This is a genomic window from Streptomyces sp. NPDC048473 (assembly GCF_043200155.1).
In the GTDB taxonomy this organism is placed as follows: domain Bacteria; phylum Actinomycetota; class Actinomycetes; order Streptomycetales; family Streptomycetaceae; genus Streptomyces.
In genome coordinates this window covers 186,325-206,078 of sequence record NZ_JBICXE010000009.1, presented here as the reverse complement: position 1 = coordinate 206,078, position 19,754 = coordinate 186,325, and the positions used below count along the sequence as shown (strand labels likewise).

The 19,754-nt window shown below is 68.3% G+C and carries 21 protein-coding genes; 7 read left to right on the top strand and 14 right to left on the bottom strand.

Features of this window, described 5'->3' with window-relative positions:
- Positions 1-220: 220 nt before the first annotated feature.
- The 5 genes from ACGFU7_RS18230 to ACGFU7_RS18210 all read right to left on the bottom strand — a co-directional run bounded on the left by ACGFU7_RS18230 (position 221) and on the right by ACGFU7_RS18210 (position 4,965).
- Positions 221-838, bottom strand: a complete 618-nt coding sequence (locus ACGFU7_RS18230) for a hypothetical protein (protein WP_393696964.1) — start codon at positions 836-838, stop codon at positions 221-223.
- A 1,401-nt stretch (positions 839-2,239) separates the two neighbouring features.
- Complete coding sequence (locus ACGFU7_RS18225; protein WP_393696962.1) at positions 2,240-2,899, bottom strand: hypothetical protein; 660 nt, start codon at positions 2,897-2,899, stop codon at positions 2,240-2,242.
- 219 nt (positions 2,900-3,118) lie between these two features.
- Positions 3,119-3,286 carry a hypothetical protein gene (locus tag ACGFU7_RS18220; RefSeq protein WP_393696960.1) on the bottom strand — a complete coding sequence of 56 codons (168 nt, stop codon included), beginning with the start codon at positions 3,284-3,286 and terminating at the stop codon, positions 3,119-3,121.
- Between the two features lie 229 nt (positions 3,287-3,515).
- Positions 3,516-4,253, bottom strand: coding sequence for a dienelactone hydrolase family protein (locus ACGFU7_RS18215; protein ID WP_393696958.1), 738 nt, complete (start codon positions 4,251-4,253; stop codon positions 3,516-3,518).
- Positions 4,254-4,449: 196 nt separating this feature from the next.
- Positions 4,450-4,965: a lytic polysaccharide monooxygenase auxiliary activity family 9 protein gene (locus ACGFU7_RS18210; protein WP_393696956.1), complete on the bottom strand. Its 516-nt coding sequence runs from the start codon at positions 4,963-4,965 to the stop codon at positions 4,450-4,452.
- Positions 4,966-5,281: 316 nt separating this feature from the next.
- Here ACGFU7_RS18210 and ACGFU7_RS18205 point away from each other — a divergent pair, with 316 nt between their 5' ends.
- Positions 5,282-5,749 (top strand): DUF1348 family protein, encoded by a 468-nt coding sequence (locus ACGFU7_RS18205; RefSeq protein ID WP_393696954.1) that lies wholly within the window; start codon positions 5,282-5,284, stop codon positions 5,747-5,749.
- Positions 5,750-5,856: 107 nt separating this feature from the next.
- Here ACGFU7_RS18205 and ACGFU7_RS18200 read toward each other — a convergent pair whose 3' ends face one another.
- Positions 5,857-6,297: a nuclear transport factor 2 family protein gene (locus ACGFU7_RS18200; RefSeq protein ID WP_393696952.1), complete on the bottom strand. Its 441-nt coding sequence runs from the start codon at positions 6,295-6,297 to the stop codon at positions 5,857-5,859.
- A gap of 85 nt (positions 6,298-6,382) precedes the next feature.
- Between ACGFU7_RS18200 and ACGFU7_RS18195 the strand changes: the two genes are divergently transcribed.
- On the top strand, positions 6,383-6,961 hold the full coding sequence (locus ACGFU7_RS18195) for a PadR family transcriptional regulator (protein ID WP_393696950.1): 579 nt from the start codon (positions 6,383-6,385) through the stop codon (positions 6,959-6,961).
- Between the two features lie 161 nt (positions 6,962-7,122).
- Positions 7,123-7,677: a cupin domain-containing protein gene (locus ACGFU7_RS18190; protein WP_393696948.1), complete on the top strand. Its 555-nt coding sequence runs from the start codon at positions 7,123-7,125 to the stop codon at positions 7,675-7,677.
- 285 nt (positions 7,678-7,962) lie between these two features.
- Here the strand turns inward: ACGFU7_RS18190 and ACGFU7_RS18185 are convergent, their stop codons facing one another.
- Positions 7,963-8,511 carry a YceI family protein gene (locus tag ACGFU7_RS18185; RefSeq protein WP_393696946.1) on the bottom strand — a complete coding sequence of 183 codons (549 nt, stop codon included), beginning with the start codon at positions 8,509-8,511 and terminating at the stop codon, positions 7,963-7,965.
- Between the two features lie 171 nt (positions 8,512-8,682).
- On the opposite strand from ACGFU7_RS18185, the gene ACGFU7_RS18180 reads away from it, so the two are divergent.
- Positions 8,683-9,207 carry a MarR family winged helix-turn-helix transcriptional regulator gene (locus ACGFU7_RS18180; RefSeq protein ID WP_393696944.1) on the top strand — a complete coding sequence of 175 codons (525 nt, stop codon included), beginning with the start codon at positions 8,683-8,685 and terminating at the stop codon, positions 9,205-9,207.
- 34 nt (positions 9,208-9,241) lie between these two features.
- Here ACGFU7_RS18180 and ACGFU7_RS18175 read toward each other — a convergent pair whose 3' ends face one another.
- The 3 genes from ACGFU7_RS18175 to ACGFU7_RS18165 all read right to left on the bottom strand — a co-directional run bounded on the left by ACGFU7_RS18175 (position 9,242) and on the right by ACGFU7_RS18165 (position 11,582).
- The gene (locus tag ACGFU7_RS18175) at positions 9,242-9,757 is read right to left on the bottom strand and encodes a DinB family protein (protein WP_393696943.1); all 516 of its coding nucleotides are present in this window, start codon (positions 9,755-9,757) and stop codon (positions 9,242-9,244) included.
- 42 nt (positions 9,758-9,799) lie between these two features.
- On the bottom strand, positions 9,800-10,576 hold the full coding sequence (locus tag ACGFU7_RS18170) for a DUF4389 domain-containing protein (protein WP_393696941.1): 777 nt from the start codon (positions 10,574-10,576) through the stop codon (positions 9,800-9,802).
- Between the two features lie 226 nt (positions 10,577-10,802).
- On the bottom strand, positions 10,803-11,582 hold the full coding sequence (locus ACGFU7_RS18165; protein ID WP_393696939.1) for a tyrosine-protein phosphatase: 780 nt from the start codon (positions 11,580-11,582) through the stop codon (positions 10,803-10,805).
- A 182-nt stretch (positions 11,583-11,764) separates the two neighbouring features.
- Between ACGFU7_RS18165 and ACGFU7_RS18160 the strand changes: the two genes are divergently transcribed.
- Complete coding sequence (locus ACGFU7_RS18160) at positions 11,765-12,367, top strand: YoaK family protein (protein ID WP_393697056.1); 603 nt, start codon at positions 11,765-11,767, stop codon at positions 12,365-12,367.
- A 182-nt stretch (positions 12,368-12,549) separates the two neighbouring features.
- Here ACGFU7_RS18160 and ACGFU7_RS18155 read toward each other — a convergent pair whose 3' ends face one another.
- Positions 12,550-12,810, bottom strand: a complete 261-nt coding sequence (locus ACGFU7_RS18155) for a type B 50S ribosomal protein L31 (RefSeq protein ID WP_393696937.1) — start codon at positions 12,808-12,810, stop codon at positions 12,550-12,552.
- A gap of 65 nt (positions 12,811-12,875) precedes the next feature.
- Entirely contained in the window at positions 12,876-13,040 is a 165-nt protein-coding gene (rpmG, locus tag ACGFU7_RS18150; protein WP_124721937.1) for a 50S ribosomal protein L33, read from the bottom strand.
- A gap of 414 nt (positions 13,041-13,454) precedes the next feature.
- On the opposite strand from rpmG, the gene ACGFU7_RS18145 reads away from it, so the two are divergent.
- Positions 13,455-14,900: a PP2C family protein-serine/threonine phosphatase gene (locus tag ACGFU7_RS18145; RefSeq protein WP_393696935.1), complete on the top strand. Its 1,446-nt coding sequence runs from the start codon at positions 13,455-13,457 to the stop codon at positions 14,898-14,900.
- A 170-nt stretch (positions 14,901-15,070) separates the two neighbouring features.
- Here ACGFU7_RS18145 and ACGFU7_RS18140 read toward each other — a convergent pair whose 3' ends face one another.
- Positions 15,071-16,570, bottom strand: a complete 1,500-nt coding sequence (locus tag ACGFU7_RS18140; protein ID WP_393696933.1) for a hypothetical protein — start codon at positions 16,568-16,570, stop codon at positions 15,071-15,073.
- A gap of 231 nt (positions 16,571-16,801) precedes the next feature.
- Here ACGFU7_RS18140 and ACGFU7_RS18135 point away from each other — a divergent pair, with 231 nt between their 5' ends.
- On the top strand, positions 16,802-17,938 hold the full coding sequence (locus tag ACGFU7_RS18135; protein ID WP_393696931.1) for an aminoglycoside phosphotransferase family protein: 1,137 nt from the start codon (positions 16,802-16,804) through the stop codon (positions 17,936-17,938).
- Positions 17,939-18,049: 111 nt separating this feature from the next.
- Here the strand turns inward: ACGFU7_RS18135 and ACGFU7_RS18130 are convergent, their stop codons facing one another.
- On the bottom strand, positions 18,050-19,381 hold the full coding sequence (locus ACGFU7_RS18130) for an N-acetylmuramoyl-L-alanine amidase (protein WP_393696929.1): 1,332 nt from the start codon (positions 19,379-19,381) through the stop codon (positions 18,050-18,052).
- Positions 19,382-19,754 lie beyond the last annotated feature (373 nt).

The following is a 19,754-nucleotide window of genomic DNA, read 5'->3' as shown; positions in this document are numbered from 1 at the left end:
CGCACGGTGGGGCTGTTCCGGCTGGGCTGGCAGTGGCGCGCCGTCCGGCTTTCGTACGGCGTGGCAGGTGTGTGGGTTGTCGGGCGTTGGTCGGGTGTGGGCATCCCGTGCCGGGGTGTCCCGGCCGGGGTACGCAGACCGGAACCCCGGCCCGATACCGGCGGGCCGGGGTTCTGTGTCAGGCGGTGAATCGATCACCGGCCTTTGTAGTGGTGCTCGATCACCGGCCGCCTCCTTCGCCGCCGCCGAAGCCGCCTCCTTCGCCGCCGCCGAAGCCGCCTTCGTCGCCGCCGCCGTAGCCGCCACCGTCGTGGTGGCGCTCGATCACTCGGAAGCTGCCCACGACTCCGTCGCGGACCTTCACGCCGCCCCGGACACGGCCCGGGAAGACGCCGTCGCTGGAGCTCCAGGGACCGACGGTCGCCAGCGGGGCGCCGTTGTCGCAGGTCGCCCCGCGGAAGACCTCGACGGTCCTGCGGCTGTCGTTGCGGATGTTGAGGCTCCTGGAACCGAGGCCGCTGACCACGGTGACGCAGCCGCCCGCTTCGGCGGTGTAGGTGCGCTCGTTGATCTGGATCCGGCCCTCGTAGTGGCGCCGGTCGCCGTGGCCCCTGTCGTTGCCCCGGTCCTCATTGCCCCTGCCTTCATTGCCCCTGCCCTCGTCGCCCTTGCCGGCGTCGCCGCCATTGAGGGCCGAAACGGGGGCGGTGGCCTGCTGGACGACCGGGGCTGCCTGGGCCGGCTCGGAGGAGGCGGCCGAGGCGTAGGTGATGCCGGTGGCGGCCAGGGCCGCGGCGGCCGCGAGAGCGGCGGTAACGACGGTGGAACGCGTAACCATGTCACTTCTCCTGTCTCAGAGAGGTCGGCTGATCAGCCGGCCCGTGATTGAACGTACTTACGGTCCCGATAGCTGTCATATCGGACACGTTGAAGGGTTGGCGCCGGGCCGCCGATCGGGGTACACAAGACACCCATATGCTATTTCTAGATAATCTGATTAGACGTCAATTATCTTTATAGATAGGTAAGTTGATGTGCCGTTAGCCCATCCAGGCGACTTCCTGATGCTCGCTCACCCCTAATGCCAGCGTGTCTTTGTTGACAAGGACCGGGTCGGAGGTGCACACCGTCGTCCTGAATGCCCGTCAATCATGGTCCCGCCCGTCCTGACCTGCGGTGACGGCCCGTACAGCCGTTGGATGGCCCCGGCGCGCAACCGATCGAGGCGGACGGACACCCTGCGGCCCGGCCACGGCACAGCAGGCTCGCCCGTGCCTACGACGTGGCCAGTAAGCGGGCGCAGCCAGCACGCAGCGAGCCCCACCCTCTGACGCCGGCGATGCCGTCGCCATGCGACGGGTTCTGGTGAGTACGAGCCCGAGAACCCACGAACCCGAGCACTTCCCCCACACCGAAGTGGCACCATCCCCTCCTGGAAGTCCTGGACAGCATCCAGACCGCGCATGCAGCCACTCCCCGCTACCGACGGCCCCGGCAACGCGCTGGGCTGGTTCGACGCACTCCAGACCCGGGCAAATCGAGAACCACATCGCGGCACGGACAGGCACGACCTACCGGGCCACGGCCGAACCGGGCGGCGAGCACGGCTCACACACTCACGGTCGGACCACCGACAACGGGAAGACTGGGCCGAAGCGCCACCGACCACGACGCAGCAGCGGGCCGGCCGACTGGTCCAGTACGGCTCTCCACGACCGTCTCGACCTCCCCACAGAACAGCCTCCCGACCACGAACGACAGCAAGGCGCAGTCCGACAACACGGACCACTGTCAGGGCAACCGCGACGGAGACGCGAACAGCCACACACGCCAGGTGCTGTCGTCGGCCGCCCCACTCGTCGGATACCTCACCGCTGACTCCGAGGCCCTCGTTGACTCCGTCCAGCGGGTGGCTGGCCGGATGTGGGTGCCGAGACGCCTGATCACAATCGTCGACAGTTCGGCGGTGAGGCCCTGGAAGGACGGTGTTTGCGGGCCGGCCGCGCGGATGCCGAGGCAGTGGACCCGCCGCATCAATTGCTTGGAAAGCCGCCGTGGGTGCCGCGGTGCTGTCCTTACGAGCAGCTGCCGACGGTATCCCTCTCCTGGTGCAGCCCGGCCAGCACCTCGCAGATCCTCAACGGCTCTGATGCCGCGCCGAGTGTCGGCTTACGACCCTGGCTCCCCAGCCGCGTGCGCTCAAACGTTCTCGGTTGTTGGGCCACTCGGCGCGCCGGGGTCAGCAGCGAAGTCCGACGATGCCCCAGCCACGGCGGTCGGCTTCCACGACGACTTCGCCCCACCCCACGAGGAACTCGGCGAACGATTCAAAGTCGCAGATCCAGCCCCTCGGTACTGCGGCGTGCTCTGCGAACGGCTCCCGCAGGGTGTCGAGTTCAGGCTGCGCCTGAGCCCAGGAACGACTGATCGTGGAGACATCGCCCGGTGAGCACCACAACAGCTGTTCCACGCCCCAGGGACACTCCTGCGCGGGTATGTCTTTGACGTCCTCCCCAGCCACATACGCAAGACCCTGCCAGAACAACAGAGACGCAAAGTGGTCCAAAGCGGTGCGCAGGCCTGGATCAGCGAAGTCCCGGACGTCTTCCCACCGCTCACCTGCCCAGAAATGCGGCTTGTAGGAGCCGAGGGTATTGCGGAAGGCGTACCTGCCGTACCAGCCGGCATCTGCCGCTGAAGGCCAGATCCACCCCGCCTCGTCGAGGCCACCCGATGACTCGTCCCCGAACGCAGCCTCGTGCAACAGATCGCCCCGCCGGCTCGCCGGTGCTGCCTCGACCCGCTCCCAGTCGACGATCAGAACTTCGATATCCACTCCCATTTCCACAAGGATAGGCCCGGCCGTGCCGAAGGTGAGGAGGTGGATGGCAGCGGGCACGGGTCAATAGGCCATTCAAACCAACGCAACTGGGGAGCCGGGTCCGTAAGCCGACCAGGTCATCGGCGATCGGCTGGTACGGCCCGTCAGCCTCCCAGGAACGGGAAGGCAAACTCGGTCACCGACCGCCTCGGCCACCGCGCCGGCCCTCTGCCCGCTACCTGCTCTCGTTCCGCGCGTCCTGTTCGGGAAGGACTGTCCGCCGGGGCTTTCGGGCCACTACGCCTCCCCGCGCCCGCCACCCGCCCTTTGCCGCCATCGCTCGGCTGCAACGCTGTTCTCCCGGGCGACCCAGCAGTCGAAATCCTCCACCGGATAAGCCGGGTCGACCGGCTTGAGCCGAATCTGTTCCCGCTGATCCATCCAGCAGATCTCGAAGTCGGCCACAGTCCCCTCGGCCGGCCACCGGGCGGGGTCGCGCCTCGGCAGAAGGACGACATCGACGAACCTGCCCACAGAAAGGCCTGGATCAACGAAGATCCCGATGGCACCGGGCTACGGCGCCGCCACATTCGCTGGCGGCGTCCTGCGATGTGGGGCCGCTTGGGGGTGCTCCGCGTGATCGGCAGCCAGCCGCGGGAGCCGTCAGCCCCTGATGTGCGCGCCCCCTGGGAGGTCAGCCGGTCGGGTCGAGGCACTCCGCCAGGAAGCCTCGCAACCCCGACCAGGCCCGCTCGGCGGATCGGGCGCTGTACGCGATCCCCAGCTCGGGCCGGTTCGCGCGTTCCGCCATGAAGGAGTGCGCGGTCTGGCCGAATGCGTGGAACTGCCAGTCGGCCCCGGATTCGGTGAGTTCCGCCGCCAGCGCGACGACGTCTTCCGGTCGCGCGAACGGGTCGTCCCAGCCGTGGTACACCGCAACCTTGCAGTCGATCTTCCGCGGAGTCCGTCCGGGCGGCGGGGTCAGCATGCCGTGGAAGGCGGCGACCCCGGTGACGGGTGCCCCCGTCCGGGCCATGTCGAGCATGCACAGTCCACCGAAGCAGAACCCGATGGCCGCGATGCGGGCGGCATCCACCTCGGGCAGCCCCGCGACGGTGGCGACCACGGCGGACAGCCGGTCCGCCAACATGTCACGGTCCTCCAGGAACGGCCGCATCAGAGCGTCGAGCTCCTGCCGTGTGGTGCCGCTGACACCCTTCCCGAAGAGATCCATGACGAACGCCTGGTATCCCCAGGGCAGTACGCGTTCGGACATCTCCGCCAGTACGTCGCTGCGGCCCTCTGCCCCGTGGCACACCATGACCGTCGGTACGGGACCGGCCGATGCGGCGTCGCGTACGAGGATCCCCTCCAAGGAGTCGGACCCGTGTCGGTAGGCAACTGTCTTGCGGGACGCCTCGATCTTCGGCACGGCAGACATCCTAGGGGAAGGCCTCCCATCGGAAAATGGGGCGTCGGTCGCTCGCAGCCAGGTCGGCATACCGCAGTGGGCGTACGCCGAAGCCCTCACCGGTCGTGGTGAGAGCCTCGGAGTACCACCGTCGGGACGCGGACCAGAGGCCGGCGTCGGACGCCCCTGGAGAGGGGGCCCGGTCCGGACTCGTCGGTCAGCCGACGTTCACATCGATGCAGGCGTAGAAGGCGTTGGCGGTGTCCGCGATGTTCCAGACCGCGAGGACCTTCTGCTTGCCCGTCAGGCCGCCGAAGTTCACCTGGTGGGTGACCGTGGCACCGGGCTGCGCACCGTTGTCATTGAACTCGGCGATCTTCTGCCCGCCGGCGAAGTACTGCCATGTGCTTGTGGCGTGCCGGGCTGTCAGAACCCATTGGAAGGACGTGGTCCGGCTCACCGGGGTGACTTTCCATCCCTTGGAGTCGTCATCGAGTTCGGCGAACCGGCTGTTGCCACCGCTACAGCTGGTCAGCCCCTTGGGACCTTCCACGCTCTGCGGCTCGTACTTGATGTCTCCGCAGCTCACGGTCCCGGCGGCACACTGAGCCTGGCGACTCAAAGGTGACGAGATGTATCCGTGGGCGCTGGCAGAACCGGCCGGAAGGCTCAGGGCCAGTACGGGTGCGAGTAAGGCACCGATGGCTGCGGCTGTCTTCCTTTTCGCGTGCATGCTTCTCCTTCACATGAGGCGTCGCTGCACACGTTCGGGCTGTGGGGGCCCGGCAGTGGCAGGCCGGCCTCTCCAGTGTGGGGGCCAAGAGGCGCGAAGGGCACGGCAAGATCCGCCACCGCGTACGCCGTGAAGTTGCAGGCGTCCGGAGGGCGGCCTTGCACTTGGACTAGACCATACCTATCGACGCGTCCACGTCAAGGGCGCCGACTTCAGCCCGAGTTGGCGACAGAAGCGATTTTCGGACGGGCCTCGACGGGCCCAACCACGCATATTCTCGGGGTTCACGCCAAGATCGCATGCGACAGGAGAGATCATGACCGCACGTCCCCCGGTTCCGCCATTCACGCGCGAGTCGGCGATCGAGAAGGTCCGGCTGGCCGAGGACGGCTGGAACTCCCGGACGCCCGAGAAGGTGGCACTCGCCTACACCGAGGACTCCCGGTGGCGAAATCGCGCGGAATGGGTCACCGGACGCGATGAAATCGTCGCCTTCCTGGCCCGGAAATGGGCCAAGGAGCTCGACTACCGGCTCATCAAGGAGCTCTGGGCATTCGACGGCAACCGGATCGCGGTGCGGTTCGCGTACGAATGGCATGACGACTCGGGCAACTGGTACCGCTCGTACGGCAACGAGAACTGGGAGTTCGACGCGAACGGGCTCATGAGTGCGCGGCACGCGTCCATCAATGACGCACCCATCCGGGAATCCGACCGGAAGTACCACTGGCCGCTGGGCCGCCGGCCGGACGGTCACCCCGGACTGAGCGATCTCGCCCTCTGACGCGCCGACCCGGCGGGGACAGCCGGCCGCGGGCGGCAGGAAGGGGCGTCCTTTGCGGGATATGCGCGCGCCCCATCGGGTGCCCCTTCCCGCCGGAGTGACGCGTTTCAGCCGGCGTCCGGAGCCGGGACGAGGCCGTCCTCGACCAGACCCGCCAGGACCGCCACACCCAGGGCCTGCACCGCGGACTGCGGGCGGACCATCACGGTGAACTCCTTGATCAGGCCCGCCTCGTCGAACTGCAGCAGGTCGATGCCATGGATCTGCTTGCCGTTCACGTTCGCCCGGAAGAGCAGGATCTCGGACGGGGCCTGCGCCCCGTCCGTGCTGGTCTCGGCCGATCCGTCGAAGCGGCCGACGTAGCGGAAGTCCTCGAACGTACGCAGCAGGACCCCGAACAGCCCAAGCACCATGGGTCGCCCCTCGAACGGAGTGAACTTCACCGGGCTGTAGAAGCGAACGTCCTCGGTGAACAGACCGTCCAGTGCGGCGAGATCGCGCTTCTCGACAGCGGCGCGGAAACGGTCCGCGGTCTCGGCAGACATCATTGACCTCCATGCTCAATAATCTGACTATTCACTTTCATGAGTATCATGAAGGGGCAGACAGCTAAAGGGAAGGGTGGTCCGGGCCGTGGCCTTGCGACATGCGGTGCTGGCGGCACTGCTGGACGGGGAGTACAGCGGGTATCAGCTGGCCAAGGCGTTCGATGTCGGCGTGGCGAACTTCTGGCACGCACTGCCTCAGCAGCTGTACGCCGAACTGGCCAAGCTGGAGAAGGACGGGCTGGTCGCAGGCCGGCAGGTGGTACAGGAGACCCGTCCCAACAAGCGGCTGTTCCATGTCACCGACGCCGGGCTCGCCGAGCTGGAGCAATTCGCCGCGGCCAGTGCGAAGCCGGGGTTCATCCGCGATGACCTGGTCGTCAAGGTCCAGGCGGTCGATCGCATCGGCACCGGTCCGGTCATCGATCAACTGGACGAACGGGCGGCTGCCGCCTCGGCCAAGGTCGAGCTCTTCGGCACGTTGCTGCGGCAGCTGCGCGGCGAGATGAACGAGGACGAGTTTCTGCTCAGGGGCGAGCGGATCGGACCGTATCTGACCTGTCTGCGGGGTCTCGCCTTCGAGGAGGAGAACAGGGACTGGTGCCTCCGGATCGCCGCGCTGCTGCGCCGACGGCAGGCTGTTGCGATGAAGGGCGATGGCGCCTGACCAGTACCAGGCTGTTCTGATCCCCTCGCTTGTCCGTCGTTACGTCGGTGGACGGCGCACTCCCCGGCGTCACCGTGCCGGAATCACGGCGCCGTCGTTGCCACACCGCGAGAATCCGTACAGCGGCACAGACCGTGCCCGCCCCGACGAGCAGGAATAGCATGGCCTCCCACGCCACTCCCCCGCCCGGCCGAACCGCATCCACCGGCCGCGACGACTTCCACCCCGATCTGCCCGACCACGACAACGGCCCTGGCGGCGCCGTCGGCAGCGAAGTCCCGCTGCACGCCCGGCTCCACCACATCCGTGCCGATGCGCTCGACGGTGACACCGCACAGACGGGCGGCATGCGGCGGTTCGCCGCGATCAGCGGAAGCAGGGTCGGCTCGCGGCGCATCTGGATGGGGCAGACTCATGTGGCGGCGCGGACCGCTTCGTCGAATCATCACCACGGCGCCTCGGAGACGGCGATCCATGTGGTGAAGGGGCACCCGGAGTTCGTGTTCCTCGACGATTCGAGCGGTGCACCCGAGGAGGTACGGATCCGCACCTCGCCCGGTGACTACATCTTCGTACCGCCGTTCGTTCCGCACCGCGAGGAGAATCCGAGCGCCGACGAAGAGGCGGTGGTGGTGATCGCCCGCAGCACCCAGGAGGCGATCGTCTTCAATCTGCCCGAGCTGTACGTGCTGGGGGACGAGCCCGACGCCAACTGACGGGCCAAAGGACTGACAGGATCAACGCGGCTCCCCTCCGGGACGTTTGGCGCAGATCCCGGGGCCGTCTCGGGGCCCACCCTGATTCAGCGGGCCCCCTCGCATCGCACGGTGGAGGCCTGAACCACTCCAGCCGCCATCGACGACCCGCAGCATCCGTCGACGACCGGGAGCGCTTCACCGCGGCGCTCTTCACCGGCGGACTGCTGCGGCACGTGTTCACGTTGCCGCCCGAGCATGTGACGGAGCGGATCGTGACCGCGCTCACCCGACTTGGCCGATGGTTCAGCCCGGCTGATGGACGAACCGGACGGTGAGCGCGACCGTGGCCGGGCCCTTGATCATGCCGCCCTTGTTCCATGTGAGCCCGTAGTCGGCGCGGTCCACGTCGATCTCCGCGCTCAGTGTGACCGCGGTCGGGGTGGACTCAGTGGTACGGGCCGAGAAGGCGAGCGGCCGGGCTTTGCCCACGACGGTGAGCAGGCCTGTGACGTCCGCGCGGCCTTCGGCATCGGGGATGACACTGTCCGCGGTGAACTCGAGCGACGGAAACCGGTCCGTGTCGAAGAAGTCGGGCGCCCGCAGGTGTGCGTCGCGCTTGGCGTTGCCGGTGTCGAGGGAGGCCGCACCCAAGGTGACGGAGCCCCGTGCCGACCCGTCGGCACTGACTTCGCCTTCGCCACTGACATCGTTGAAAGCGCCCTTGACCGTGACGAGACCCCAAATCGTCTTGTGCCGCAGAGCGACGGTCGTACCGGCCCTGTCGAGTATCCAGCGTCCCGCGGCGACGGCATCCGGGCCTGTCGAGCGGGTGGTGTCAGAGGGGTTGGGCATACGAATCACAGCTCTCTCGGTCGGTCGAGTCGTGCAGTGCCGGTGCGTCGACAGCACATGCTTGAAGCATAAACCTAACGCTGGCGATTAGGTAGCCAGCGAGATATTTACGCCTTCGCGTACTCTTGAACGAAGATCACCGCACGTCGGAAGGGTGGGGAGGGCGGGCCCATGGCACACAGCGCACGGCCGGAGAGTGCCGAGGGCTGTCCCAAGGCGGAGGACGCGGCACTTCTGCTGCAGTGGCACACCATGCACAGCGGTGTGCGGCGCTTGAACGAACAGCTCCTCGCGGACGTGGAACGGGCCTCGCACTCGGCGTCCTCGTCGCTCCAGGTCCTCTGGTACCTGCTGACGGTGCCGGATCACGCCGCCCCGATGAACCAGCTCTCCCAGCTGATGGGATTCTCCACCGCCGGGACCACCAAGGTCGTCGACCGGCTCAGCGAGGCGGGCCTGCTGGAGCGGCGGGCCTCGCGGTCCGACCGCCGGGTCACCTATGCCGCCCTGACTCCCGCCGGGCTGTCCGCCGCCGCCGACGCCTCGTCGGCGCTGGCCGCCGCCCTGCGTCGTCGCGTGGCGGCGGCCGGAGTCGGTACGGAGCGTTTCGCCGCCCTCGCGGCGGGCATCGCCCTGCTCGACCCGGCTCCGGGGCCTTGCACGGCCGGCCCCGGGCCGGAACTCCCCGGCGTCTGAGCAGATACCGGGCCGAGCCTCTCTCAGTGGCGCATCACCACCCCGTCACACCGTCGATGCGCTCGCGCAGCAGGTCGGCGTGGCCGATGTGGCGCGCGTACTCCCCGATCATGTGGACGTGGACCAGGCGCAATGAGTACACCTCGTCGGCATGGGTGAAGGTGTCGTCCAACGAGGCATCGGCGACGATCTCGTCCGCGAGCCGGCATTCCTCGACGAGACGCGCGTAGTCCTCGGCCGCGCGGGCCGGGTCCAGGTCCTCGAAGTCCGCGTCCTTGCCCTTCCCGGGGTCGTACATGGGGTCCAGCGTCTGACCGGCGAACCGCTGCCGGAACCAGACGCGTTCGACCTTCGCCATATGGCGGATCAATCCGAGGAGTGTGAGGTTCGACGGCGATACCGTCTGTTCGGCGAGCTGCTCGCCGGTCAGACCGGCGCACTTGTGCAACAGACTGCTGCGGAACCATGCAAGATAGCCGGTGAGCATCTCCCGCTCACCGGCTACGAGTGAACCGGGTGTGCGCTTCACATCAGGTGCTGTCCATGTCATCCCATGATCTTGCCTCGTACGCGCCGGATCGGGACAGGGTTTTCACATGCCGTCGGTGGGCTCGGTCGACCAGGTGGTCGTGGTGGATGCGGTGATGCCGGCGGCCACCCCGAGCACCAGGAACAGAACGAGCAGCCCCTTCCCCGCTCCACTCATGATCAGCGGCCGCGTGGCGGAACGTACTTGCTGCTGCGGTACGGAGAGCTCGTCGTCACCGAAGAAGCCCTTGGGGTACGCCGGGGTGAGCATCAGGAAGTATGCGAAGAAGCGCATCTCGTAGCGGAGTACGGCGGCCGTGGCCTCGAAGAGGGGGCGGGGCATACGCCCCAGGATCAGGGTGATCAGCCACCAGACGACCGATACTGCCCACCAACCGGACATGGCGAGGCTCTGCACGACCGCCGCCGGAATCATCAGGATCAGGCGGAAGAAGACGGCCGGCCGATTGAGGTCCGTGGGCCGGACTTCGATCTGGACCGGGTAGTCCGGAGGCGGGGCCAGGGCGAACGGCGGATAGCGGTCCACGAGCAGCATGCCGCTCGCGCCGACCCGCACGCGGTAGCCGAGATATCCGGCGAGGAAGCGGAAGACCGGTTCGGGCAGCCGTCCCAGGACCAGCGCTGCGAACCAGCCCGCGATGACGGTCACCACAGCGGCGATGTACAGGAAGAACAGCACGATGAAGTGCGGGATCAGCAGGAGCAGTCGTACGAGAACGGTCAGCCGGCGCTGTCGCGGCGGCTCGATGATGTCCAGCACCGGCTGCCACTCGCCGGTGGTCCACGCCCTCGGGCCCGGACTCCACTGCGCGTCGGCCATGTCGCTCCTCGTCGGCGAGTGATCCGTACGCCATCGGCGCACAACGACGTCACCCCACGTTGGGCCGGAGGGGAGCGGCACGCAATCGGCCACGGGCCGATCGGGTATCGCGGTCCAGGTCCAGGAGCTCCTGCGGAACTCGGGACCTGGACCGGCTGCCCTGCTGGGCGAGCAGACACAAGAACAGGCCCGCGAGAACCGTCTTCGCGGGCCTGCACGCGCCGGCTCAGGCGCTCCCGACAGTCCTGCCGCGTGCGGCCGGCCGGTCCTCCCCGGCGGGTTCGAGGAGGTTTCTGCGCAGTGCGGCCACCAATTTCTCGTCAGTTCCCAGGAGTTCGGCGGCGTAGTCACGGACGGAGCCGTGGGCCGCGGCGAGATCCGCCAGGAAGAACCGCATGACGTCGGCGGGCGCCCGGCCGTACCCGGGCCAGACCGGGTCCTGGTCGGCGTGGTCCGCCCGCCAGTCGGCCAGGAGCCGTTCGGTGGCGAGCTCGGTGAGGGTGAAGTCGGCGACGATGTCCTCCTCGGCCACACCGAGCAGGGACAGAACGAGTGCGGCAAGCAGCCCGGTGCGGTCCTTGCCCGATGCGCAGTGGAAGACGACGGGTCCGCTGCCCTCGGCCGCGAGCACGTCCAGGGCGCGGCGGAGCTCGGCGACACCGTCGTGGGCGACCTCCGCGTACCGGTCGGCCAGGAAGCGTCCGGTCTCCACATCCGGGCCCAGTGCTGCCTGGTCGTAGGGCCGGTGCTCGATGCTGAGGTGGTGGTAGCGCAGTCCCGGGGCGTCGGGTACTCGGCCCTTGGCGACGATCTCCCAGTCGTAGCGCAGGTCGATGACCGTGCGGACGCCCAGGGTCAGGAAGCGGTCCCAGTCCTCGCCGCGGAGCTTGCCCAGCGAGTCGGATCGATAGAGCCTCCCCCAGCGGACCGTGCGGCCGCCGTCCCCCCGATATCCGCCTACGTCCCGGAAGTTGTGCAGTCGCTCGAACGCTATATGTCTGTTCACGATGCAGAACTCTAGAGTGGCGTCGCCGTGCATGTCGGCGCGGTGCCGGTGCTCGGCCGTGGCCGGCTCGCCGCGCCGTACTGGCTGCGAGTCGGCGCCTTCGGCGGGGCCGAGCCGAGAATGCAGGCGTGTCTACTCCTGCCCTCCCCACCGGACGCGATCCACGGGGCGAATGGGCCCTACTGCTTCTGTCGGCCGCTTCCGGGGCTGCCGACGCGTTCGTCTTCATCTGTGTCGGCCAGGTCTTCGCCGGGGTGATGACCGGGAATCTGGTGCTGCTGGGCGCTTCCGCCGCAGGTGTCGGGGAGCACGGGGTGGCCCTGCGTGTGATCACCGCGCTGCTTTCGTACGGCTTCGGGGTCATGTGCGGCGCGTGGATGAGCGAGCGGTTGCGGTGGCCTCTGCCGGTGATGCTGCTGATCGAGGTGGTACTGCTCGCGGCGGGGGCCGTGCTGTGGGCGCTGGATCTGATCACCTCCGACGGTGACCGGCTCGGGCTGCTGGTGCTCATTGCCATGGCCATGGGGATTCAGGGCCGTATCCGCGCGACGCCCACCAATTACTTCACAGGCACGCTCACGTCTCTCGTCAGCCGCGTGACGCTGCGGTCGCGGAACCAGGGGGACTGCTGGGTGGCCGGTCGGCTGATCGCGGTCGTGGCGGGGGCGGCAGTGACCGCGCTGGCGGTTCGGTTCTGGCCGGGCGCCGCAGCTGTGGCGGCCGTGGTGCCGGCAGTGGGTGCACTGTTGGTCGAGTCGGTCCCCAGGAGACTGTCCCGGGGCTGACCACGCCCGGGTAAGCGGAAGCCCCGGCCGGATCGGGGGAATCCAGCCGGGGCAGCTCAGATGTGGGCGCGATGCGCGACATCCACACATAGGTGAACGATAAACCATCGCGCCCCGTTCCCAAGAATCCGCACCCCGGACTGTGATTCACGGCACGGATTCGGGTCTTCCGGTGGTACGGATCAGCCTCCGGCGGTTGCCTGGCTGCCGTAGCGGCGATTGAACTGTTCGATACGGCCGGCCGTGTCCAGCACCTGCTTCGTCCCGGTATAGAACGGGTGGCTCGCCGACGAGGTCTCCACGTCGATGACGGGGTAACTCCGGCCGTCCTCCCACGTCACCTGCTCATCCGCGTTCGCGGTCGAGCGGGTCAGGAACGCAGCCCCCGCGGCACGGTCACGGAAGACCACCGGACGGGAGACGGGGTGAATACGGGGCTTCATGCGCATTCCTTCCTTACTGCTGCGGGGGGATGGATGGGGTCGAGGGGCCCGACAGGGTGCAGCGGTCAGCGTTCCTCGCGGAAGAGGACGTGCTGCCCCACTACGGGGTCGAACTTGCGCAGGACCAGCCGGTCGGGATTGTTCCGGCGACTCTTGCGCGTCACGTAGCTCTGCCCCGTTCCGGCTGTCGACCGGAGCGTCACGACGGGTCGGGTCTCACTGCGCGCCATGGGCGCCTCCACTCTCTTGCGTCGACCCCACTCCACACTGATGGGAATGGGTATCGTTTTCGTTCTGGTGCTGTAACACGAGAGGGTCCAGCCGCATTCCCGTCCGCACATCGCTTCGCGCCCCCACCCGCGGCGGGGGTTCTCCCGCATATGCCCCGCTCCGGCCGGGCGCGCCACACAGGAACGGCGCGCGCGGGCGCGCAACCGTCTGCGCGCGCCGGGTGACTTGCGTCAACGTCCGTCGACAGTAAGGCTGTTCGACGGGCCGGAGCCCTGCGCAGCCTGTGGCATATGCCAGAAGCAACAACGCATCGAGTGTTGCCAAATCCCTTACGGGCTCCCGCAGCCTGTGCAACAGTCGTCTACGGTCCACCTTTCAGACCTGGTCGTGCCGCGCCTGTATCGGAGTACGAGATGCCGTCCCATCTGTTCGCGGACCGCCCCACCCCACAGCCACCCGAACGCGATGCCGTCGATGCGTTGATCAACCGGACCCGTCGGCTGCGTGGCGATGTGGATGCCGTTCGGCGGGACGCGGTACTGATCGACGAGGAAGACCCGCAGATGCGCTGGCAGCGCGCGCTCTGTGATCTGGCGGTCCATCATCTCGACGATCTCGGCGCACATCTGGGACAGCTCAGGGAGGGCCTTCCGTCGGATCCTCCGGAACAGCCCACGGGGACTTCGACGCAGGACGCCGCGGAGGAGACCTTCGACGAGCCGCAGCCCGGTTCGCTGATCGGCCGGGTGGGCAGCGCCGAGTGGAATCTGCTGACCGACGAGGTCACCTGGTCCGAGGAGCTGTTCCAGATCTTCGGCAGGTCCCCCGACGCGGGACCTCTTTCGCTGGACGACCTCCCATCCATGCTCCTCCCCGAGGATCAGCCCCTGCTCACCACTCTGGTGACGGGCTGTCTGGTCGACGGAAAGCCGATCGACGGCGAGTTTCGCATCCTGCGGACCGACGGCCGGATGCGCACGCTCCACATGATGGGCGAACCCGTCCTCGACGCGGACGGGTGCACGGCCTCCATGTGGGCGGTCCTGCGCGATGTCAGCGAACTGCGGCGCAGCCAGCAGGTGGTGCGCACGACCCATGACTCGCTGCGGCACCGTCAGCACATGGCGCGGACCGAGCACCGGATGGCGGTCGAGCTTCAGGAGGCCGTGCTTCCCCCGTGGCGGGGCTCGCTGCGGCTTCCTTCGCAGGGAGCGGTCGCACTGGACATCGCGGCCCACTACCTTCCGTCGGAGTCGAGCTCCCTGATCGGCGGTGACTGGTACGACGCGCTGGAACTGCCGGACGGCAGGACCGTCCTCACGGTCGGCGATCTGACCGGCCATGGCATCCAGGCCACCTCGGCCATGGCGATGCTGCTGGGCGCGCTGCGCGGGATGGCCATGGCCGGCATCGAGCCGGGGGCCTTGATGGGGCATCTCAATCAGTTACTGGAATCCTCCGTCCAACCCGCTCTCGGCAGTGCGGTGTGCTGCCGTTTCGATCCGGCCACCGGCACCCTCGTCTGGGCGCAGGCGGGGCACCCCGCACCGCTGCTGTTCCGCGACGGAGAGGGGCGCCCGCTGCTGCCACCGGACGGCGTCCTGCTCGGCGCGGCTTCCGGGGTCGCGTACGAGCAGGACGAAGTACACCTGCTGCCCGGCGATGTGCTGGTACTGCACACCGACGGGCTGAACCGTCACAGCGACCGGAGTGCGGGCCCGGACGCGCTGCTTGCTCTCGCGCCGCACTTCGCACAGGCCCGTACGGCACAGGAGTGCGTACGGACGGTCGTCGCGGAGTTCGGTGGCACCGAGCGCCTGGACGACGCGTGTGTGCTGATCGCCCGCATCGGGGCGTAGGGCACAGCGACACGCGCGCAGTGACACGGACACGCGGAACACCGGACACGGCGCAGTACGCAGGAGGGCGAGCCGCCTACGGGTGCCAGTGCTCGGACAGCCGGTGGCCGGACTGTGGTTGGCTGGACAGGTGATGGTCTGGGCGGCGCCTTCATCGCGGCGCCCGCATGTCAGATCTCCGACGAGCGCCTTGGCCGCTTGATGATGGAGCTCTGCGGCAGGGCGAGCTTGATCTCCTCGCGCAGGTCCTCGATCCTCGCGTAACCCGCGAACTGGCCCGTCAGCCGGTACATCTCACGCAGCCGGTCCCAGGTGCGGTGCGAGGAGGTCTCCCCCATCGTCACCAGGGCGAGCCGCGCATAGCGGTCGGCCTGCTCGGGATCGTCGGCGATGAAGCACGCCGAGGCGAGTGAGATGTAGTCGAAGATCTTGGACCGCTGGCGTCCGTTGGCCCGAAGCTCCAGTGCCTGCTTGGCGTGGCGCTGAGCCACGACCGCCGCCGACGGGTCGTGTTCGGCGAGCGTACGGAACGCCAGGGCCTGCATGCCGTGCAGATCCGCCTCGTCGAACAGCTGCATCCAACTGGGCGGCGGCACATCGCTCTTGTCCGATACGAAGAGCTCCTCGGCCATGCCGAGGGTGCGGCGCATGGCCTGGCCGCGGCCCATGGACGCCTGTGCCCATGCCTCGATGGTGTGCAGCATGGCCTGAGTTCTCGGCAGCACCATGTCTCCGGAGCCGGACTTGGCGAGCTTCATCAGGTCCAGGGCGTCGTCGGGACGGCCCAGGTGGACCATCTGACGGGCCGCCCTGGAGAGCGCCTCGCCCGCGCGCGGGCGGTCGCCGCCCTCGCGCGCCGCATGGGCGGCGATGACGAAGTACTTCTGGGCCGTTGGTTCGAGGCCGATGTCGTGGGACATCCATCCCGCGAGTACGGCGAGATTGGCCGCGACGCCCCAGAGACGGCGCTGCAGATGTTCGGGGTGGCGGAAGGTGAGCATGCCGCCCACCTCGTTGAGCTGGCCCACCACAGCCTTGCGCTGGAGTCCGCCGCCCCGGGACGCGTCCCAGGCGCGGAACACCTCGACGGACCGTTCGAGCGCCTCGATCTCCTCCGACCCGATGGGCGCGGCCTCGTACCGGTCGAAACCGGCTGGGTCCGCATGCAGAGGGTCGTCGATCCTTGGGGCATCGGCCGCCAGCACAGGGTCGGTGTGCAGCCAGTCGTGCATGGGGCCGGTGATGGTCGATCCTGCGGCGAGCGCGGCGCCCGCGCTCACCAAGCCGCGTCGGTTGAGCATGAGGTCCATTCCCGTGAATTCGGTGAGGACCGCTGCCGTCCGCTCGGGCGCCCACGGCAGTCCGTCGGGATTGTGCTGCTTCCCGACCTCCCGCTGTTTCCCCACACGCCCGCGTCGGCCGAACCCGAGGTCCTCGATGGTCACGACACGACCGAGCCGCTCGGTGAACAGGGCAGCCAGCACTTTGGGCACGGGATCGCGGGGGGACTCCCCCATGTCGATCCAACGCCTCACCCGCGAGGTGTCGGTGGCCAACTGCGGGTGGCCCATGGCCGCCGCCTGCCGGTTCACCATTCTCGCGAGTTCGCCCTTGGACCAGCCGGCAAGGCCGAACAGGTCGGACAGACGGGTGTTGGGTTCTCCGGTCACGTCAAGCCCCCAGGTTCTCGGCTGTGTTGACAGTAACCCCCTGTCAGATGCGTTGCGACTATTCGCCAGGGTTCGCCAGGGTGCGCCAGATGGTCTGCCACCCGCGGTCCGGTGTCAGGTAGGAAAGCGCCACCCCGCCCGGCAGCCCTAGGTACTCCCCAGGGTGCCGAACGGCCGCCGGCCGGGGCGGTGCACGCAACTTGTCGGCGCACGAAGGGATCTGTCTCGCCCATGTACACAGCATCGTCCTCCGTGACCGCCCCGCCCCGGCCGCTTCGTCCTCTGGGGGCGGGCGGCGGGCCGTACCTCGCTCCGCATGCCGCTCCGTCGGCACCCGGCACAGTTCGACCGCGGCGGCCGGCGGGGCTGGGCGGCCCGCCGCTCAGCGGGCGACTGGACCTGTCCGGCCCGCAGGGCGCCCAGCTGAGGATGGCGATCGCCTCGGTGCACCGGATCTGCCCGGAGTTCAACCCGGTGCAGGTGCTGCGCCGCAGCGGCCGTTCGGTACTCCTTGTCGGCACCACCGGCCGCACCACCGCGGTCGCCAAGTGTTTACTGGACCACTCCCCCGCGTGGTCGGAGCGGTTCCGTCACGAAATAGCTGCATATCGTGCGTTCGTCCGGCATCGCCCGCCGGTGCGGGTGCCTCGGCTCATCGCGGCCGATCCGGAGAACTGCACTCTGGTGATCGAGCGGATGCCCGGCCGGGTGGCGGCGCTGACCCGGCATCCCTCGGAGGCGCCGCCCCGTGCCGATGTGCGGGCCGCGCTCGGCGCGATCAGCCGGGTCAACGCCTGGCGGCCTGCTCCGGGTCTCTTCGACGCGCCGCTGGACTACGCCTCGCGAATCGCCCGCTATCACGAGCTGGGGCTGTTCACCGACCGCGATCTGGGCGATCTGCAGAAGCTGCTGCACGGTCTGGCGCATGCGGGCGGCCGTCAGGGGATGGGGCAGTTCTGTCACGGTGACGCGCTGCTGTCCAACATCCTGCTGTCGCCCACAGGTCCGGTGCTGGTGGACTGGGAGCACGCGGGCTGGTACCTGCCGGGCTACGACCTGGCGACGCTCTGGGCGGTCCTGGGCGACGCACCGGCGGCGCGGCGTCAGATCAGCCAGCTGGCGCAGGCTACGGGGCCTGCGGCGCGGGATGCGTTCCTGGTGAACCTGATGCTGGTGCTGACGCGGGAGATCCGTACGTACGAGACGGCTGTCCAGCGGGCCATGCGGGAGCCGGTGCCGCCGGGCGCCGGTCAGGACCGGCCGGGTGCGCTCTCGTCGAGCGAGGAGCAGCGGCTGCTGCTGCGCCGGCTCCACGACGACTGCGCGATGGCCCGCCGGGCCGTGCGTGCCGCGGTCGGCACTCGCTGACCCTGCCCCGGGGGACGCGCGCTGCGGGTCCGGTGCCGACACACCGGGCCCGCAGCGCACAGTTGTACGCACCGGCCCCACGTCTCAAGATCCTGCGGGGCCGGTGCTTCCTCAGTGCTCGCGCACGATGTCCACGTCGGATGCCTTCACAAAGGCGACCCGGTGGCCGATCTGCACCGTCACGTACTTCTCCTTGCCGCGGAAGTACGAATGGTCGAGCGGGTACGAGGCGTCGATCGTCGGGGCGTAGAAGAAGCCCGTGGGCGCCTCACCGCCGCCGGGGTAGGACTGGCCGGCCTTGATGGTGTATTGCAGCGGCGAGCCCACCCGCTGGTCCGCGAAGTCCGCGGGGTACTCGGACTTCTCGGGGTATGCCACCCCGTACACCGGCACCTCCGTACGGCCCGCCTTCGGCTTGACCACGTAGCCGGAGGTGGGTGTGGTGGTCCGCGTGTGGGCCGGGGTCTGGAACCAGGCCTTCTGGCCGTACCACCAGATCGCCGTCCAGCCGGGGGCGTGGTCCGCGACGACAGCCTGCTGGGTGGCGCTGATCTTGCTGCCCCAGTCGGCGGCGCAGTTCGTGCCGGGCGAGCCGTCGGTGTGCAGGCCGGGGTCGGAGAAGAGCGGTGCGTCGGTGGACGGTTCGGTGTGGAGCGGGACGGCGCTGGAGCCCTGGACCGGCAGGTCGACGCCCTTTTCGCAGTCGCGGAACGCCTGCTGGTTCTTCTTGAAGTCCGGGTTGACGGTGATGAGTTCGCTGCTCCTGGGGGCGGTCGGCACGGTGGGCTTGCCGAGCAGCGCCATGAAGTGGTTCCAGTCCCAGTACGTGCCCGGGTCCCAGTGCATGCTCTTGGTGCCGGACGCGCTGGTGGGCGGCACACCGTCGTGGCCGATGATGTGCTGACGGTCGAGCGGGATGTCGTACTTGGCGGCGAGGTAGCGCACCAGCTTGGCGGTCGAGCGGTACATCTCGGGGGTGTACCACTTGGCGCCCTCGACGGCGACGCCCTCCTGCTCGATGCCGATGGAGTGGCTGTTGACGTACCAGTTGCCCGCCTGCCAGGCGACGTCCTTGCCCTTGACCATCTGAGTGACATGGCCGTCGCCCGAGCGCACCACGTAGTGGGCGGAGGTCTGCTTCAGCGGGTTCTGGAAGATCTTCAGGGTGGTGTCGAAGTCTTCCTCGGTGTCATGCAGAACAATGAATCTGATCTTGTTGGTGTGCGGCCGGTCCGAGGTGTCGTAGTTCCCGTACGTCTCCTTGTCGGCCGGATCACCCGTCTGCTGGTAGGCCGCCGGTACCCAGTCGCATTCGAGGCCGCGCGGGCATTCCGGCCGCACCCCGTCCGCACCGGCCTGCGCCGCGGGACTGAGCAGCGCCATGCTCAGTGCGCCGACCGTGGTCAACGCGAGTGCGAGTCCGGTCCTCTGCTTGGACGTCATGACAACCCTTCTTGGAGCCGTGCGTGATGGAGCCGTGCGTGATCCGATCTCACTGTTCCGCTGTGCGCGCACACTCTCTGACCTGAGGTGATAGCGCGTCAAGAGTTCAGTGGGGGTCATGAGTCGAGCCAGTGGACCAGACCACTGGCAGGGCGCCTGACCTGCGGTCGGAAAGAAGCAACTGGTTGCTGACAGCGTCTCGTTACCTGGGTTTTACGGAGCGGCCGGCCGACCGGCGGCATGCGCTCGCATGTCACCAACGAGCGCACTTTTTGTGTGACTAATCCCGGATGTGCGTGCCCCGAACGGCCGAAGGGTAGTGCTCGCGCGGACACGACCGGTCCGTGCGACGTACGCATGGAGATCTCGGAAA